This is a genomic window from Pedobacter aquatilis (assembly GCF_032678405.1).
In the GTDB taxonomy this organism is placed as follows: domain Bacteria; phylum Bacteroidota; class Bacteroidia; order Sphingobacteriales; family Sphingobacteriaceae; genus Pedobacter; species Pedobacter aquatilis_A.
Map to the genome: position 1 here is coordinate 579,086 of NZ_JAVTSJ010000002.1, position 17,143 is coordinate 596,228.

Sequence of the window (17,143 nt, forward strand, 5' to 3'; positions counted from 1 at the left end):
TTAATACCAGTGATGTTTGGAAAATCAGGCGATTTGAGTTTAAGATAGTGTGTAAAATACACTATTTAATCCCTATGCTTACTACAGTGGGCGCAAATTCAATTAAAGGGTTCTGTTAATCTACTTCTCCTTCAAACACAAGTTTGGCCGGGCCACATAAAAAGACATTGGTAAAGGTGTTGCCATCGTAGTCGAACTCTATTTTAATATCGCCTCCTAAAACTTTAATATCCGTTTTAATATGTCCAGTTAAATTTTTGTGTTTTGCCATTGCCATAGCCACGGCCGTTACACCCGTTCCACAAGCGTAGGTTTCATCTTCTACACCGCGTTCATAGGTGCGTACAAATAGATGGTCGCCTTTATCTTCTACAAAGTTTACATTAATGCCTTTTTCATTATAGGTAGCGTTGTAGCGGATACTTTTACCTGCCGAGTAAACATCAAAGGCGCTTAGGTTACTTTGCTGAACTACGTAATGCGGAGAACCGGTGTTTAAAACAAATGCTTCGCCATCGTTTGTAATCGAGTCAACATCAATCATCTGGAGGTCAACCCAATCACCTGATTCTGAAATTCTGGCATAATGCGGACCATCAACTGCCAAAAAGTTTGTTTCCCGATCGATAATTCCTAGGTGTTTTGCAAAAGCAACGATACACCTGCCGCCGTTGCCGCACATGCTGCCTAATTTTCCATCAGCATTGAAGTAATGCATCTCAAAATCGTAATGATCGTGCTTGGTTACAAACATTAACCCGTCAGCGCCAATACCAAAACGGCGATGGCAAAGCTGTTCTATAAGGTTATTATCGATGTTTTTTAAAGGACTCATGGTATGGTCTATTAAAATGAAATCGTTGCCTGCACCCTGATATTTTAAGAAATTGATTTTCATTTAATCTTCATTATTTAATGCAAAATTTGAGTTGCAAATGCTACTTAGTGGTTTATGTTTTTTAATTTAACATTTTTTAACACTGCCTTAAGTGCTTTGGAGATACAAATATCGTTTATATGGTATTAAATTTGAATAAACTTACTAAAGAAAATTTGAGCAGATAAAAACTGCCTGAGCATTCTGCTTAAATCAAAGTGAATAAATGCTCTGGCGACCTTTTAAACTAACAAACGAATTATTGTAAGCAAACAATCAGCTAGCGATACAGCTTATTATAATCGTGGCTTAAAAAAAAATATAATTAAACACATGAAAAGAATATTAGGAATTACCGTGTTAGCTGCCTTTATAGGTGGGGCAGCAGCAATTGGAGGTTACAAATTATTTGAAAGTAACCAGGCAGGTAGTACGATTTCGGAGAAACAGAATCTTTACTTTGCCAGCAATCCATTAAAAGTATCATCGGCAGGTACAACAGATTTTACCCAGGCGGCAGCTGCGGTTGCACCAGGTGTTGTTCACATTAAAACTACGTATGCTTCAAAATCAGGTGGTGGAAGAAGTTCTTCGCCTTTCGATATGATGGAAGATTTCTTCGGAGGCGGTGGTCGCCAGATGCAACGCCAGCCAAGAGCAGCATCAGGTTCAGGTGTAATTATCAGTCAGGACGGTTACATTGTTACCAATAACCACGTTGTTGAAAATGCAGAAAAAGTTGAAGTAGTTTTAACTGACAGGCGTAAAGTTGAAGCTAAAGTTATTGGCCGCGACCCAAATACAGATTTAGCTTTAATTAAAGTAAATGCAACAGGTTTACCGGTTGTAAAAATGGGTAATTCTGATAACGTTCAGGTTGGTGAATGGGTTTTGGCTGTAGGTTTTCCACTTGACTTAAACACAACTGTAACTGCCGGTATCATTAGTGCTAAGAACCGTAGCATCGGTATTATTGGCCGTGAGCAACAACAAGAGCAGTTGAATAATCTATCTGAATCAGAAGTAGAAGAACTTAACCGTACAGGTAAATTACCGGCTTCGGCTCAAAACACAAGTATCGAGTCATTTATTCAAACCGATGCGGCTATTAATCCTGGTAACAGTGGCGGAGCATTAGTAAACGCTAACGGAGAATTAGTAGGTATTAATTCTGCAATCGCTTCGCAAAGCGGATATAACCAGGGATATGGTTTCGCAATTCCTGTAAATCTTGCCCGTAAGGTTGTTGATGACTTTATGAAATACGGTACTGTAAAACGTGGATATATTGGTGTAAGTTTTCAGCCTTTAAGTGCGGATAATTCACCAGCATTAAAAACAAAAGAAATCAGTGGATTATATGTTAGCGATGTAGTGCCAGGTGGTGGTGCAGCCAGCGCAGGTATCAAAGCAGGCGACGTGATTAAGAAAGTGGATGGTGTTGTAATTAACGATTCACCAGATTTACAGGAAAGAATCGGACGTTTAAATCCAGGTGATAAAATTAAATTAACAGTACTTAGAGAAGGCGAGCTAAAAGATTTCAACGTTACATTGAAAGATAATGCAAGCTTAGGTGCAAACACAAAAACTGCCGCTACAAAAAGCGTTGAGGTTTCGAAATTAGGCGCAACCTTTGTTCCGGCAACACAAGCACAAAAATCTAAATATGGTGTAAATAGTGGTGTTGTTGTAAGCTCGGTTACTACCGGAAAAGCTTTCGATAATATTGGTGTTGAAAAAGGCTTAATTATTACTAAAGTAAACGGACAGGCGGTAAATTCAGTGGCTGATGTACAAAAAGCGTTACCACAAACCAGAAATAATATGATTTATATGTCGGGTGTAAACCCAGATGGTGGAACATTCAGTTTCAGTTTCCCTGCACAGTAATTAAATAAGATTTAATGATTTAAGGGTTCTGATTTATTTCAGAACCCTTTTTTTATGACTAATCCTGATGGATTGGTTCATGGTTAGCATGGCATGCATCGGCGCACTCCTCGCAGGCTGCGGCACATTGCCTGCAGTGTTCGTGATCGTGTTTAACACATTCAGCAGCACATAATCTGCAAATTTCTTCACACAATAACAGGTACTGGTGGCCAATAATCGAATCCCTTTGCAGCAATCTTGCTGCCTGTGTGCAAATATCTGCGCAATCTCTATCTAACTTAATGCAATCAATCATCATATTGATATCGTCTTCTTTCAGGCATGATGAAGCACAATGCTCACAAGCGAGTGCGCAATCCAGTAAAGCCTGGATTAAATCGTGGTTTTTCCTCGTTTCCATTCTCTCAATGTTTTTGGTTACTGATGTTTTATAAATTAATAACCCGCTCAATTTTAAAGTGTTTTGAAAATATCCTGTTTGTTAATAAAGTTGTTGCCGTAATGGAACTTGCCAAGAAAGGTTATCGGCATTATCGATTTATTTTACCCTTATGAAGCGATTTATCCAATTCGCTCGTTTTATAACAGGACATGTTCATTCTAAATTCATAATCACATTTTAGTTTAGCATTTACCGATTGAATATCAGCGTTTACCGATACTCTATAATTAAAGGACTTTTTATTAATCATATTTGAATCAGCAATTAAAACCGAATCTTATGGCTTTAGCTTACATCAACCTCAGCGCTAAACAGTATTTTAATTTCATGTGCAAAACAGATTTTGAACGAAGAATCTATCATGATACATATAAAGAATTTCAGAAGAAATCGAAAAATTATAGCTTAAATCATAGTTTACATACCTTTTCGCAAATGTGTAATGCAAATGAAAAGGCACAAAATTTACATCAGAAATTACATTATTCAGTAATGAATAGCATAGAATCGTTGGAGAATAAAATGCCAGTTTTATACGATACTAATAACCGTCCGGTTCTTTTCGATTGGGCCGAGTTACATATTTTTGCATCCGATTTATTGAATAAGGCAGGTCATGTGGTTTCGTTAACCTATACCAGTCCGCGATTAATTTTACATGAAATTGTAGGCGACATGCTTATTTTAAGTTATGATGTTAAAGGAAGTTTTAATCAAACCTTTATGGTTAAAATGACTGACGAATTGGTTGTTAATTATGAAAAAACCAGGGAATTGGTTTACAACTAAAAAGTTTCTTTCCGCTTAGCCGGAAAAATTATTATTAATTTGTAGCATGCAGCGCTTTAAAACACCAACTTTTATCATCCATGTAGCGGGTTGGCTTTTATTTTTAACCTTTCCATTATTGTTCATTAACAACGAACAATCGGGTCAAAGTAGTTTCCTGCTGCTTGCATCGCCATATTATTGGCTTTTCTGTCTTACTTACATGCTAATGTTTTACGTTAATGCCCTGGTTTTAGTGCCAAGGCTAATGTTTAAAAAGCGATATGTAATTTACAGTGCCGTTGTTTTACTGCTTTTTGGCTTTGTTTATTATTCGCAACCGTACGATAATCTGCTGGGGCATAATAAAAGTGTTATGGCTGCATTGGCAGGGCCTCAAAGTTCGCAGCCGAAGGGCTTAAATCAATCATTGCAACCCGGTAAAGATTCCACCATTGGGCCAAATGTTAGCATGCCTTTTGGCCCTTTGCCTAACGAAGATTTACGCATGCAGGACCCAAATCTTAAAAAGCCTAATGGTATTCTTGATTTGCACCAGTCAGAAAATATTGATGTTATCAGTCTCTTTATTTTTATGATGATTATGGGGTTGAGTATTGCAACCAGCACTGTACAACGCTGGCAGAATGCCGAATCGAAAGTAGTAAAGGCAGAAGCCGAAAAGGCAACGGCCGAACTATCTTTTCTTAAAGCCCAAATCAACCCACACTTTCTTTTTAATACCCTGAATAACATCTATACACAATCGGTTATCAATAGCGAGCACACCTCGGAAAGTATCATGAAACTTTCGAACATTATGCGCTACGTTACTGATGATGTAACGCAGGATTTTGTAATGATGAAAGATGAAATCGATTGTGTACGCGATTATATCGAGCTGCAGCGCTTACGCCTGGGTGCCGATGCAGAAATTAATTTCCATGTTCGTGGTGATACAAGTGGCAAAAAAATCGCTCCACTGATTTTCATGACTTTCATTGAAAATGCTTTTAAATACGGTGTTACCAAGAAAGAAAAAACCGTTATTAATATTAACTTAAGTATAGAAGCCGATAAAATTGATTTTACTTGTGAGAATAAAATTTATCAGCATAAAACTAATTTAGAACGTACAGGTATTGGTATTGTAAATACCCGCCAAAGGCTTGAGCATCTTTACCCAAACCGTTTTAAATTAAATATTAATAATGGTAACGAAATGTTTTCGGTAAACCTTTGCGTAAATTGCTAACCAAAAAATTAAATTATGGCTTTAAAATGCGTTGCTATTGATGATGAACCTTTGGCTTTGGAGCTAATAAAAAATTACGTGGCCAGGTTCCCGGGTCTGCAAATGGTGCAGGTTTTTGAAGATGCACTTTCGGGTGCCGAATACCTGAAACAAAATCCTGTAGATTTACTTTTTGTGGATGTTAATATGCCCGACATTACTGGTGTAGAACTTGTAAGAAGTTTGGCTAACAGCCCAATGATTATATTTACCACTGCTTACCGTAACTATGCGTTTGAAAGCTATGAATTGCAGGCAATCGATTACCTTTTAAAACCTATCGATTTTTCCCGTTTTACCGCTGCGGTAGAAAAGGCCATCGATTTTCATAAATATAAAAATGCAGCACAAGAGAGCACAAACGATGAAAGTTTATATGTGTACTCAGAGTATAAAATGATAAAAATTTTGCTTCGCGATGTGGAATATATCGAAAGCATGGGCGATTACCTGAAGATTTACATCATCGGAAACGATAAGCCTATTTTAACATTGATGACGATGAAAAAGGTTCTGGAAAAATTACCTGAGGATCAATTTGCAAGGATACACCGAAGTTTTATCGTTGCTTTAAACAAGATAAAGTCTATCCACAACAGAAAAGTGAACCTTACCAATGCTGAGTTGCCAATAGGAGATGCTTACAGTAGTTTTATAAATCAACAGAAAGGCGTATGAAACTGAAAGCTAATATTGCAACGAGTGAAAATGGTTTCATTTTTAATCCTACTACAGGCGATTCTTTCACGAGCAACAACATTGCCGCTGAGATTTTGAGCTTAATGAAGCAGGGCGAAGACGAAAAACAGATAAAGCAGAAAATATTAGATAAATATGAGGTTGAGTCGTGCCAGCTAGACCGTGACTGGGACGACTACATGCAGCAACTTAAGGAAGCGAATCTGTTAGATTTGTAACCAAAAACCAAACAACTAATCATGTACGTTTCTCCAGATCATAAACAGGCTAAAACCTTAACTATTGCAGTTACAGGTTTAAATGCCAATGATAATCCCGGCCCGGGGCTGGCGGTTATCCGTGCTTTACGTGCAGGGTTTGGAGTAGGTTTACGCATAATAGGTTTGGCTTACGAAACATTGGAACCCGCAGTTTATCTTCGGGATGAAGTAAATAAAACATACAGGATTCCTTACCCCACAGCCGGCGTTAACGCTTTAATGGATAGGATAAAACAGATTCAGGACATTGAACAGATAGATGTGCTGATTCCGAATTTTGATGCAGAATTATACAACTTCATCAAAATTGCGGATGATTTGAAGGCAATTGGTATTAATACATTTTTGCCAACGCATCAGCAACTTGAAGCACGCGATAAGGTGAATTTAAAGGACTTTGGCGATAAATTCGATTTTAATGTTCCGGCTGATGAGGTGGTTTTTAAAGAGGTGGAAATTAACGATGCCACAACAAAATTTGGATTTCCTTTAGTGGTTAAAGGAAAGTTTTACGAAGCGCATACTGTTCTGAATTTAGCCGATGCATATAAAGCTTTTCATAAGCTCCATGCGAAATGGGGTTTGCCAATTATCATACAGAAATTTATAAAAGGAACAGAGATAAATATTGCGGTTTTAGGGGATGGGGAAGGGAATACCCTAAGTGTTATTCCTATGCGTAAACTCTATATTACAGAAAAGGGTAAAGCCTGGGCAGGAATAACCATTGAAGATGAAAAGCTAATAAAACTTGCAAAAGATTTTGCAAAAGCCATAAAATGGAAAGGCGGTTTCGAACTCGAAATTATGCGTGAAGATAATGGTGACTTATACATTATGGAGGTAAATCCTAGATTTCCAGCGTGGATTTACTTAACCGTTGCTGCGGGGCAAAACCAGCCAAAGGCTCTTGTAGATTTAGCTTTGGGCAAACCTGTAGCAGAATTTAATGGCTATAAAGCAGGTAAAATGTTTATCCGCTATGCCTGGGATAACATTGTTGATGTAGAGGATTTCCAAAAGTTATCGGCTTTTGGAGAGTTGTAAGGTAAATAGGTTTTAAATGTAGCTCATCCTGCTACCTGAGAACAAATTAAATGAAACAAAAATACGAACGACCAACCATTAGAAAGATGAATACCGGAATTATGAATAAATTCGGTACAAGAACTGATTTCGATCCGGTAACAGATATTGATGGCGTTTTGGTAAAAAATCTTGTTGCAGATTATGGTTCGCCGGTTTTTGTGTTATCAGAGAAGCAAATCAGAAGAAATTATCAATCAGCTGTTCGTTCATTTAAAACCCGATATCCAAAGGTTCAGTTCGCCTGGAGCTATAAAACCAACTACTTAAATGCCGTTTGCCGGATTTTTCATCAGGAAGGAAGCTGGGCTGAAGTTGTTTCCGGTTTCGAATATCATAAAGCCCTTGGAAATGGCGTGCCTGGTAATCAGATTATTTTTAATGGCCCCGATAAAAAAGAAGAAGATTTAATTCTTGCTATCGAAAATCACTCATTAATCCATATCGATCATTTCGATGAGCTTTATCAGATTATCCGCATTTGCGAACAAATAAATAAAAAAGCTAAAGTTGCCATCAGGGTAAATTTCGATACCGGTGTTTATCCAATATGGGACAGGTTTGGTTTTAATTATGAAAACGGCCAGGCATGGACCGCAATTAATAAAATTACGTCAGCAAAAAACTTGGAACTTGTAGGCCTGCATTGCCATATTGGTACATTTATGCTTTCAACAGCTGCTTATGCGGTAGCTGCAAACAAACTTTGCACATTAGCCAGCCGTTGTAAAACAGAGCTTCAAACACAGGTCCAGTATTTAGATTTAGGTGGCGGTTTTCCATCAACAAATACTTTAAAAGGGGCTTATTTGCCAGGGGTTGATACTGTACCATCTGTGGAGGATTTTGCCGATGCCATTACCAATACCATTTTATCTTTCGGTTTTTCAGCTGATGAACTTCCATTACTCATTTTAGAAAGTGGACGTGTTTTAATTGATGATGCAGGGTTTCTAATCGGAAGTGTTATCGCAAATAAGCGCCTGAGCGACGGACGAAGGGCTACGATTATGGATTTTGGTGTTAACATTCTGTTTACCACAAATTGGTACGACCATAAAATCAGCGTAGCACAGGAAGCCGGTCAATATACTGAAGATACAGTTTTATTTGGGCCATTATGTATGAATATTGATGTAGTTAGAGAAAGCATTACCCTGCCCCTCTTAGAAACGGGTGATAATGTCGTGGTGCATAAAGTTGGTGCTTATAATATGACCCAGTGGATGCAATTTATAAACATGCGTCCTGCCATAGTGCTTATAGATCAACATGCCAAAAGCCATTTAATCAGAAAACCAGAAACATTGGAATATTTAGAAATGATGGAACAATTGCCAGATTATTTGAAATAACAACTTGAAAAAACACCTGCAATATTACCTGAGCTCAGCTTTAAACAGCTACGCAATTTTATTCTTTTCGCAGAATAAGATTTTAGGTATTTTATTGTTGTTGGTGTCATTATTAAATTTCAACGCAGGTATATCAGGTCTGGTTTGTATGCTTGGGGCATTAGTTTTGGTAAATGCTTTAGGCTTCAATAAGGAAAACATAAAATCTGGACTATATAGTTTTAATTCGTTGTTGCTGGGTATTGGTTTCGGAACATTCTATAGTTTTAACTATGCATTCTGGTTATGGCTGTTAGCGTCAAGTTTACTTTGCGTTGTGTTAAGCGTTAACTTAACTTCCTTTTTAGGGAAATATTCTTTACCAACTTTATCTGTTCCATTTGTAATTACGTTCTGGATAGTTTTGATTGCGGCCAATGGTTACGCAGGAATGGGCTTAATGCAAAAAGGGAGTTCGCTTGTTTTTGAATTAACAACCACAGTTCCATCACATTTCACCAGGTTTTGCCACTCTTTTGATCAGTTAAAAATGCCGATGTATATGGCCTTATTTTTTAAATCGGTAAGCGCTGTTTTATTCCAGAATAGTGTATTGGCAGGTATTTTAATTAGTATCGGATTTTTTATTCATTCAAGAATTGGCTTTAGCTTACTGGTCATCGGTTTTATCACGGCTTGCGTTATTAATCATTTAACCGGCACCTACCCTGATGGAATAAGTTATTACCATTTGGGCGCAAACTTTATGATGATAAGTTGTGCAATGGGAGGATTTTTCCTCATTCCATCATGGCGTTCTTATTTGTGGGCAATAGCTTCTATACCTTTTATTTTCTTGGTGCTTAACGGAATTTCCAGAATTTTAGTAACCTATAGTTTACCGGTATTTTCCATGCCTTTTTGTTTGGTAACAATAAGCTTGCTTTATTTTTTTATGCTTCGCAAATCACCGGGCAAATTGCAGTTAACTGCATTTCAGAACTACTCACCTGAAACAAATCTTTATCAGTTTTTAAACGGGAGGGAAAGATTAAAAGATTTAAAATATATATCACTTAATCTGCCGTTTATGGGTTCATGGACTGTCTCTCAGGCATATAATGGAACCATTACGCATAAGGGCGAATGGAATGAAGCGCTGGATTTTGTACTTAAAGATATAGATAATAAAACCTACGAATTGCCTGGAATTAGACCTGAAGATTATTTTTGCTTTAATAAACCGGTTTTAGCTGCGGCAGATGGTTTTGTACAGGAAATAATTAACCACATAGATGATAACACCATCGGGCAGGTTAATCTACAACAAAACTGGGGAAATACCGTGGTAATTAAACACGCCGAAGGATTATATACCAAAGTGTCTCACCTCAAAAAATATTCGGTAAAAGTAAAAGCCGGTGATTATGTAAAACAAGGCGATATTATAGCGCTTTGTGGAAATTCAGGACGTTCGCCGGAGCCTCATCTTCATTTTCAGGTGCAAACTACACCATTTATCGGATCTAAAACCTTTGCATACCCTTTTGCTTATTTTGTTGATGAACAAACCAACGAATTAAAGTCGTTTGAAATTCCCGTAGAAGATAATATTGTAAAATCGCCTGAAATTAACCCTTATTTGAAACATGCTTTCAACTTTCAGCCAGGTTTTGTTGCCAGGATTTCAGGTGATAATGGGCAAGTGGAAACCTGGGAAGTTTTTACAGATGATTTTAACTGTATGTATTTTTTCTGCCATGAAAATGGTGCATTGGCTTACTTTGTAAATAATGCTAATGTTTTCTATTTCACCAGGTTCTATGGATTGAGAAGTTCTTTGTTATTCTTTTTTTATAGGGCTGCGTACAAAGTTAATTATTCTATACACCCGGTTAAAGATATTTATGCCACTGATGCTGAAAGTTTTAAGCCTGGGTTGTGGCTGCAGGATTTAGTAGCACCATTTTATAGCTTTACTAAAGATGCGTATCATAATTCTACACTAACCAGTGTTGATGAAGTAACAATAAATGCCGGAGCAAAACTACATGTTTTTGGTAACACTAAATCTTATCTGGAAGCTAAAATCCAGATTGATAATAAAGGTATTAATACAATTGACATCAGGTATAAAAACAAAACACTAAAAGTAAAATGGGATTCAGATTTAAATTAACAGCCCTGCTTTTAATTGTTTTTATATCAATTAGCAAAGCACAGGTAAGCACATACCAAAAAACGGATAGCATTACGCTCTCCTTATTCAATGCATCAGAATGGCAGCAACTTATTGATGTTGGAAATGAAGCAATAAGTAGTGGCGAAGATTTTTCTTTATTAAGGTTAAGGATGGCTTACGCTGCCTTAGTAAGGCAAAATTATAGCGAAGCCTTGAAACATTACGATAAAGTTTTAGAAACCGATAAGCGCAATCAAACTGCTGTATACTATTCATACCTCTGTAATATTTATCTTAACAGAATTGAAGATGCTGGCTACCTCGCATCTAAATTAGATACAAATATTGTTGAGGGTGAACGCTTAAATTCGTTTAAATTAATTTCTGCAGGTTTGGAAGGTGGTGTCAAATTCACCAATATTTACGAACGTGGTAATTCAGTAATTTCCAGAGCATTTATCGATTTTCAACTAAATTATAAACTTAATTTATCTACTTCGTTTACTTATTTTAATCAACCCGTTAGAGATGATAATATAGCGCAACCTGGTTATTATGCAAAAATAAATTATACCCCTTTTAGGAAAATCAATTTTGTAGGTGCTTATCATTACATGCGTTCGAAACTAAGACAGTTGATTTATCAAAACAATGTCGGTTTATTAGGTATACGCTATGCTGATAGCGGTAACGATTTGCAAGGTGATGTTATTTTATCACAAATTGGGGATGAGCAGACAAGACAATATAATATCAAATTTATAAAGTATATAACCGGGAATTTAAATTTTTACAGTACCAGCCGAATATCATTTGTTGATGTTCTGAACAATACAAATCCGGTTTTTCAGCAAACATTTGGCATTAAGCCCATACGTAATCTATGGGTTGAAGGGGTGGTTACTTTAGGGAATCAATATAATTATGCTGAAGCCGATGCGCTGTATATTTATAATGGTTTTGATAAAACAAAGTTTAAAGTTGGTGGAAATTGTTATTTTTTGTTAAAACAACACTTACTTTTAGGATTGAATTATACATTTGAGCGTAAATCCGATAATATTTTTAGATTTAACTATTTACAACACTCAATTAACGGAGGCATTACATGGAATTTTTAAAGCGATTTACAGTATTTGCTATGCTTAGCTTATCTGTTTTTGAGTTAAAAGCTCAAAGCAATGCGGCCTTACAAAAGGCTTTTCAAAATAGTTACAATGAAGAAAGTAAGAAAAACTACGCAGAGGCGATCAGCGATATTATGCCGTTTTACGCCGAAGGCAATTACGAGACAAATCTCCGGATTGGTTGGTTGTACTATTTAGCAAAAAACTATACCGCTTCTCAAAATTATTATATGCGAGCCGTTAATATCCGTCCAAATGCTGTTGAGGCGAAATTTGGGCTAATTAAACCGCTCTCCTTATTAAGTAACTGGGATAAAGTAACAGAGCAATACAATAGCATTCTTAAAATCGACCCGGAAAATACACAAGCCAATTACTGGTTGGGGGTCATTATTTACAACAGAAAACAGTATGCTGCCGCCTCTAAATATTTTGCAAAAGTTGTTGGCGCCTATCCTTTCGATTATGACGGTAACCACATGCTGGGCTGGGCATTACTTTTTTCTGGGAGAAAAGCAGAAGCGAAAGGTTGTTTTGAAAGGGCTTTACTGATCAAACCCGGTGATTCATCAAGCACTGACGGGTTAAATAGGGCCACGAAATAAGCTTTAATAGCCAATTATTCAATGTATTTAGAATTAATTTAAATCTTATAAAATAAAAAATTGATTTATAGTGATTTAAACATATCTTTGGCGCAAATTAAAATACAATATAATGCAACAAGGAACAGTAAAATTTTTTAATGAAACTAAAGGTTTCGGATTTATTATCCCATCTAATGGTGATGCCGAAATTTTTGTTCATGCTTCAGGCTTAATCGATAACATTCGCGAGAATGATACCGTAAACTACGATGTAGAAGAAGGTAGAAAAGGCCTAAACGCGGTAAATGTAAAAGTAGCTTAAGAAAACTCGAACATATAAATCGTAAAAAGTCCCGGTACATACCGGGACTTTTTTTATGTTTAATTACTAAAGTCTTTTTTCTATTTCTGCCCGAATAAAATCGGGCTGTAAATCATTATTCATTAATATTCTTGCATCTTTATCAATAATAAAGAAATAAGGAACATTATAATCGCTCAGATTTTTGGCATTAGGCGATTGTGCTCCCTTTAAATCTGAAAATTGCGGCCATATCAATTTGTCGTCCCTGATTACGTTAACCCACCAGTTTCTATTTTTATCCAAAGAAACACCGATAAATTCTACATCCTTGGTTTTTAGATCATTATAAAGTTCGGTTAAAAATTTTGTGTTCTTTCTTGTTTTGGTATTATAGGATGTCCATACAATAACCAGGTTTACTTTTTTAAGGATTTTTTTCTCAAATGCATTTCCGCTGGGGCTTTCACCTTCAATATCTGGCATTATTCTGCCTGCCATCATTCTTGATTTTCTGGTAACTTGTTCAAGAAAATTTTTCCCTGCTTTACTTTCTTTAACTTCATTACTTAACCCATTAAAAATAGAAACGTAAGTGCCCGTATTCGTATCTACTTCTCCTAATTGATCAAGTAAAAACAGCGTATGTTTTGAGTTCGGGTGTTTTTTTGCAAAAGTTTCAATAACGTTCAACTGCTTTGTGTTTCTTTTTTCCATCCAGTAATCCAAAGCCCTCGCTTTTTCTTCTACGTTTTCTCGGGTCGATTTATCAAGTTCAACCTGTGCATTTGCTAAGCTATCCATAATGCTTCCACTCAGGTTGTAGTAAATTTCATAGTAATTTTTAAATTCTTTATTTTCTTCTGATTTAATATTTATAAAGGGATACTTTTTTTCATTGAAATCGAAAACAGCATCGTAATCATCGCCATTCAGGTAAAACCAATACTCTTGCCTTGCTCCGCCAATTATTTCTGCCCTTAAAACAGCATAGCCTTTTTTCTTAAGGTTTATTTTAAGATTTTGTTTGCTGTTGATGATGTTTTCGGTTAGATAGGTGGCGCCGGTCGAGGGACTATAAACGCTGAGAACAGAATTTTTTGGGAAGCTCCTAGTTTCAATAGTTAAAGTTGACGGGCCGAAGGTACAGCCTGACAATAATAAAAGTATTATTACACAATTATAGAGCAGTCTTTTCATCATATTTTATTTGGTAATGCAATATAACGAAAAACTTAGTTATACAAAAGCAATCATTTTAATTGTCAAACTATTTCAGCTAAAGAGCAACTAGCTAGGGTTTTAACAGCCATAATATTTGCATTACAATCAATTTCTTTCAGAAATTTAAGGCTGACTTTCTGGTATTATCAAGTATATATCATGGTAATTTCTTTCGAATTATTACGATTAAGCTTTAGAATGTTTCTAAATAAATGTTTTATCGTTGTTTTGTCATAATCGTTTATAAATTAAACTCATAATTAAATACTTTTGCAAGAAATTTAGATATAAATCCTAATCAAATGAGTGGTTTCGGAAATGCATTTTCTTCATCAATAGGGAAGAAATTCATCATGGGTGTTACAGGTTTATTCCTGGTGCTCTTTTTAATTGTACACTGCGGTATCAACGCGTTAATTTTTCTTAACGATGGAGGATTAACCTTCAATGTTGGCGCACATTTTATGGCAACAAACTGGATCATCAGAGCTGGTGAAATTGTGTTGTTTGTTGGTTTATTGGCGCACATTTTTCAAGCGTTAAGATTGACCCTTCAAAATCAAAAAGCAAGGCCTGTTAAATACGCGGTTAATGATGGTAAGGCAAACAGTAAATGGTACAGCCGTTCAATGGGCTTACTGGGAACATTATTGTTAATATTCCTGATTGTTCACCTGGCTAACTTTTGGGTGGTATCCCGTTTTACAGGCATCCCGACTGTAGATGCAAACGGTCATGAAGATTTATATGCAGTAATGCGTATTACTTTTCAAAACCCTTTAATTGTGGCATTGTATGTTTTGTCTATGATTTCACTTTGCTACCACTTATTACATGGGTTTGCATCAGCGTTTCAAACTTTAGGTTGGAATCACTCTAAATATAACGGTATCATTAAAAGTGTAGGTGTTTGGTATTCTATTATCATCTCGGTTCTTTTTGCCGCAATGCCTCTAGCTGTTCACTTTGGTATTATTAATTAGTTTTTAGCACAAAAGAGATATGTCAGATATTAATTCAAATATTCCAGAAGGCGATTTAGCCACAAAATGGACAAAATATAAGTCTTCTGTGCCTTTGGTTAACCCGGCAAACAAAAGAAGCATCGAAGTTATTGTTGTAGGTTCAGGTTTAGCAGGTGCTTCGGCAGCGGCAACACTGGCCGAAATGGGTTACAAAGTAAAATGTTTTTGCTTCCAGGATTCGCCTCGAAGAGCACACTCTATTGCCGCACAAGGAGGTATCAACGCAGCAAAAAATTATCAGAATGATGGTGATAGCGTTTACCGCCTTTTCTACGATACAATTAAAGGCGGCGATTACCGTGCCCGCGAAGCCAATGTGCATCGTTTAGCCGAAGTAAGTGCCAATATTATCGATCAGTGTGTAGCACAAGGTGTGCCATTGGCTCGTGAATATGGCGGTTTATTAGATAACCGTTCATTTGGTGGTACACAAGTTCAGCGTACTTTTTATGCAGCAGGGCAAACTGGTCAGCAATTGTTATTAGGTGCCTATTCTGCTTTAGAACGCCAGATTGGTATGGGGAAAGTAGATATGTATACCCGCCACGAAATGCTTGAAGTTGTTAAAATTGATGGCAAAGCTCGTGGTATTATTGCTCGTAACTTAATTACCGGGGAGATTGAGCGTCATTTCGGTCATGCAGTGGTATTAGGTACAGGTGGTTATGGTAACGTATTCTTCCTGTCAACCAATGCAATGGGTAGTAATGTAACTGCTGCCTGGAAAGCACATAAACAAGGCGCTTATTTTGCAAACCCTTGTTATACACAAATTCACCCAACCTGTATTCCTGTTTCGGGCGATCACCAATCAAAATTAACCCTGATGTCGGAGTCGTTACGTAACGATGGTCGTATCTGGGTTCCGAAAAAGAAAGATGATACCCGTAAAGCTCAGGATATTCCGGAAGATGAAAGAGATTATTATTTAGAGCGTCGCTATCCTGCTTTCGGTAACCTTGTTCCTCGTGATGTGGCTTCCCGTGCTGCTAAAGAACGTTGTGATGCAGGTTATGGCGTAGGTGCTTCTAAATTAGCAGTATACCTCGACTTTAAAGCTAATACTGAACGTTATGGTAAAATAGAAGCATCAAAGGCTGGTAACCATAATCCTGACAAGGAAACCTGTATGCGTTTGGGTACTGAAGTTATTAAAGAGAAATACGGTAACCTTTTCGATATGTATGCGCAAATTACTGGTGAGAATCCATATGAAACGCCTATGCGTATTTATCCGGCGGTACACTATACAATGGGTGGTTTATGGGTTGATTATAACTTAATGACCAGCGTTGAAGGTTTATATTGTACTGGTGAAGCAAACTTCTCTGATCATGGTGCAAACCGTTTAGGTGCATCAGCATTAATGCAAGGATTAGCCGATGGTTATTTCGTTCTTCCTTACACAATTGGTGCTTATCTGTCAAAAGAAATTTCTACCAAGGCTATTCCTACAGATCACCCTGCATTTGTGGAAGCGGAAGCAAAAGCAAAAGGTATTTTAGATACACTTATCAATATTAAAGGAACAAAATCTGTAGATCACTTCCACAAACGTTTAGGCCACATTATGTGGGAAAAATGTGGTATGGCCCGTAACGAAAAAGGCTTAAAAGAAGCGATTGAAGAAATCAGGGCATTACGTGCTGAATTCTGGAGTAATGTTCGTGTTCCTGGTGCTGTTGATGAATTAAACACAGAGTTAGAAAAAGCGGGCCGTGTGGCTGATTTTATAGAATTAGGTGAGTTAATGTGTATTGACGCTTTAAACCGTAACGAAAGCTGCGGTGGTCACTTCCGCGAAGAATACCAGACTGAAGAGGGTGAGGCTTTACGTGACGATGAAAACTATGCATACGTTGCGGCCTGGGAGTTTAAAGAAGGTGTAAACTTCGAACTACATAAAGAAGAGTTGAAGTTCGAAAATATTAAAGTAGCACAAAGAAGTTATAAATAGTAGCAAGACGCAAGTATCTGGTATCAAGACTTGAGTTTAGTCATCTTGATACTTGATTCTCGCTACTTGATACTTAAATCTCAA

Annotated in this window: 16 protein-coding genes; 13 read left to right on the forward strand and 3 right to left on the reverse strand. The window is 36.9% G+C overall.

All coding sequences use genetic code 11. The annotated features are described in order from the left end of the window. Positions 1–115: 115 nt before the first annotated feature. Positions 116–898 carry a diaminopimelate epimerase gene (gene dapF, locus R2R71_RS07960; RefSeq protein ID WP_316830733.1) on the reverse strand — a complete coding sequence of 261 codons (783 nt, stop codon included), beginning with the start codon at positions 896–898 and terminating at the stop codon, positions 116–118. Positions 899–1,210: 312 nt separating this feature from the next. Here dapF and R2R71_RS07965 point away from each other — a divergent pair, with 312 nt between their 5' ends. Then, positions 1,211–2,770: a S1C family serine protease gene (locus R2R71_RS07965; protein ID WP_316830734.1), complete on the forward strand. Its 1,560-nt coding sequence runs from the start codon at positions 1,211–1,213 to the stop codon at positions 2,768–2,770. Between the two features lie 58 nt (positions 2,771–2,828). On the opposite strand, the gene R2R71_RS07970 is transcribed toward R2R71_RS07965, so the two are convergent. Beyond that, entirely contained in the window at positions 2,829–3,173 is a 345-nt protein-coding gene (locus R2R71_RS07970; protein ID WP_316830735.1) for a four-helix bundle copper-binding protein, read from the reverse strand. A gap of 321 nt (positions 3,174–3,494) precedes the next feature. Between R2R71_RS07970 and R2R71_RS07975 the strand changes: the two genes are divergently transcribed. From R2R71_RS07975 to R2R71_RS08020, 10 genes are all read left to right on the forward strand, one after another. Next, complete coding sequence (locus R2R71_RS07975; protein WP_316830736.1) at positions 3,495–4,004, forward strand: hypothetical protein; 510 nt, start codon at positions 3,495–3,497, stop codon at positions 4,002–4,004. 46 nt (positions 4,005–4,050) lie between these two features. After that, positions 4,051–5,238 (forward strand): sensor histidine kinase, encoded by a 1,188-nt coding sequence (locus tag R2R71_RS07980; RefSeq protein WP_316830737.1) that lies wholly within the window; start codon positions 4,051–4,053, stop codon positions 5,236–5,238. A gap of 15 nt (positions 5,239–5,253) precedes the next feature. Beyond that, positions 5,254–5,955, forward strand: a complete 702-nt coding sequence (locus R2R71_RS07985; RefSeq protein WP_316830738.1) for a LytTR family DNA-binding domain-containing protein — start codon at positions 5,254–5,256, stop codon at positions 5,953–5,955. After that, entirely contained in the window at positions 5,952–6,194 is a 243-nt protein-coding gene (locus tag R2R71_RS07990) for a PqqD family protein (RefSeq protein ID WP_316830739.1), read from the forward strand. The genes R2R71_RS07985 and R2R71_RS07990 overlap by 4 nt, the downstream gene beginning before the upstream one ends. Positions 6,195–6,215: 21 nt before the next feature. Beyond that, complete coding sequence (locus R2R71_RS07995; RefSeq protein WP_316830740.1) at positions 6,216–7,283, forward strand: ATP-grasp domain-containing protein; 1,068 nt, start codon at positions 6,216–6,218, stop codon at positions 7,281–7,283. 50 nt (positions 7,284–7,333) lie between these two features. Continuing rightward, entirely contained in the window at positions 7,334–8,677 is a 1,344-nt protein-coding gene (locus tag R2R71_RS08000; RefSeq protein WP_316830741.1) for a hypothetical protein, read from the forward strand. A gap of 4 nt (positions 8,678–8,681) precedes the next feature. After that, positions 8,682–10,835, forward strand: a complete 2,154-nt coding sequence (locus R2R71_RS08005) for an urea transporter (RefSeq protein WP_316830742.1) — start codon at positions 8,682–8,684, stop codon at positions 10,833–10,835. Beyond that, a complete protein-coding gene (locus tag R2R71_RS08010; RefSeq protein WP_316830743.1) occupies positions 10,814–11,959 on the forward strand; it encodes a hypothetical protein in 1,146 nt (381 codons plus the stop codon). Before R2R71_RS08005 ends, R2R71_RS08010 begins: the two co-directional genes overlap by 22 nt. After that, positions 11,947–12,570, forward strand: coding sequence for a tetratricopeptide repeat protein (locus R2R71_RS08015; protein ID WP_316830744.1), 624 nt, complete (start codon positions 11,947–11,949; stop codon positions 12,568–12,570). The genes R2R71_RS08010 and R2R71_RS08015 overlap by 13 nt, the downstream gene beginning before the upstream one ends. A gap of 112 nt (positions 12,571–12,682) precedes the next feature. Next, a complete protein-coding gene (locus tag R2R71_RS08020; RefSeq protein WP_090984599.1) occupies positions 12,683–12,874 on the forward strand; it encodes a cold-shock protein in 192 nt (63 codons plus the stop codon). Between the two features lie 66 nt (positions 12,875–12,940). Here the strand turns inward: R2R71_RS08020 and R2R71_RS08025 are convergent, their stop codons facing one another. After that, a complete protein-coding gene (locus R2R71_RS08025) occupies positions 12,941–14,056 on the reverse strand; it encodes a thioredoxin family protein (RefSeq protein ID WP_316830745.1) in 1,116 nt (371 codons plus the stop codon). Positions 14,057–14,379: 323 nt separating this feature from the next. On the opposite strand from R2R71_RS08025, the gene R2R71_RS08030 reads away from it, so the two are divergent. Both R2R71_RS08030 and R2R71_RS08035 read left to right on the forward strand, forming a co-directional pair. Further along, positions 14,380–15,060, forward strand: a complete 681-nt coding sequence (locus R2R71_RS08030; RefSeq protein ID WP_316830746.1) for a succinate dehydrogenase cytochrome b subunit — start codon at positions 14,380–14,382, stop codon at positions 15,058–15,060. A 19-nt stretch (positions 15,061–15,079) separates the two neighbouring features. Beyond that, positions 15,080–17,059, forward strand: a complete 1,980-nt coding sequence (locus R2R71_RS08035) for a fumarate reductase/succinate dehydrogenase flavoprotein subunit (protein ID WP_316830747.1) — start codon at positions 15,080–15,082, stop codon at positions 17,057–17,059. The last annotated feature ends 84 nt before the right edge of the window (positions 17,060–17,143 follow it).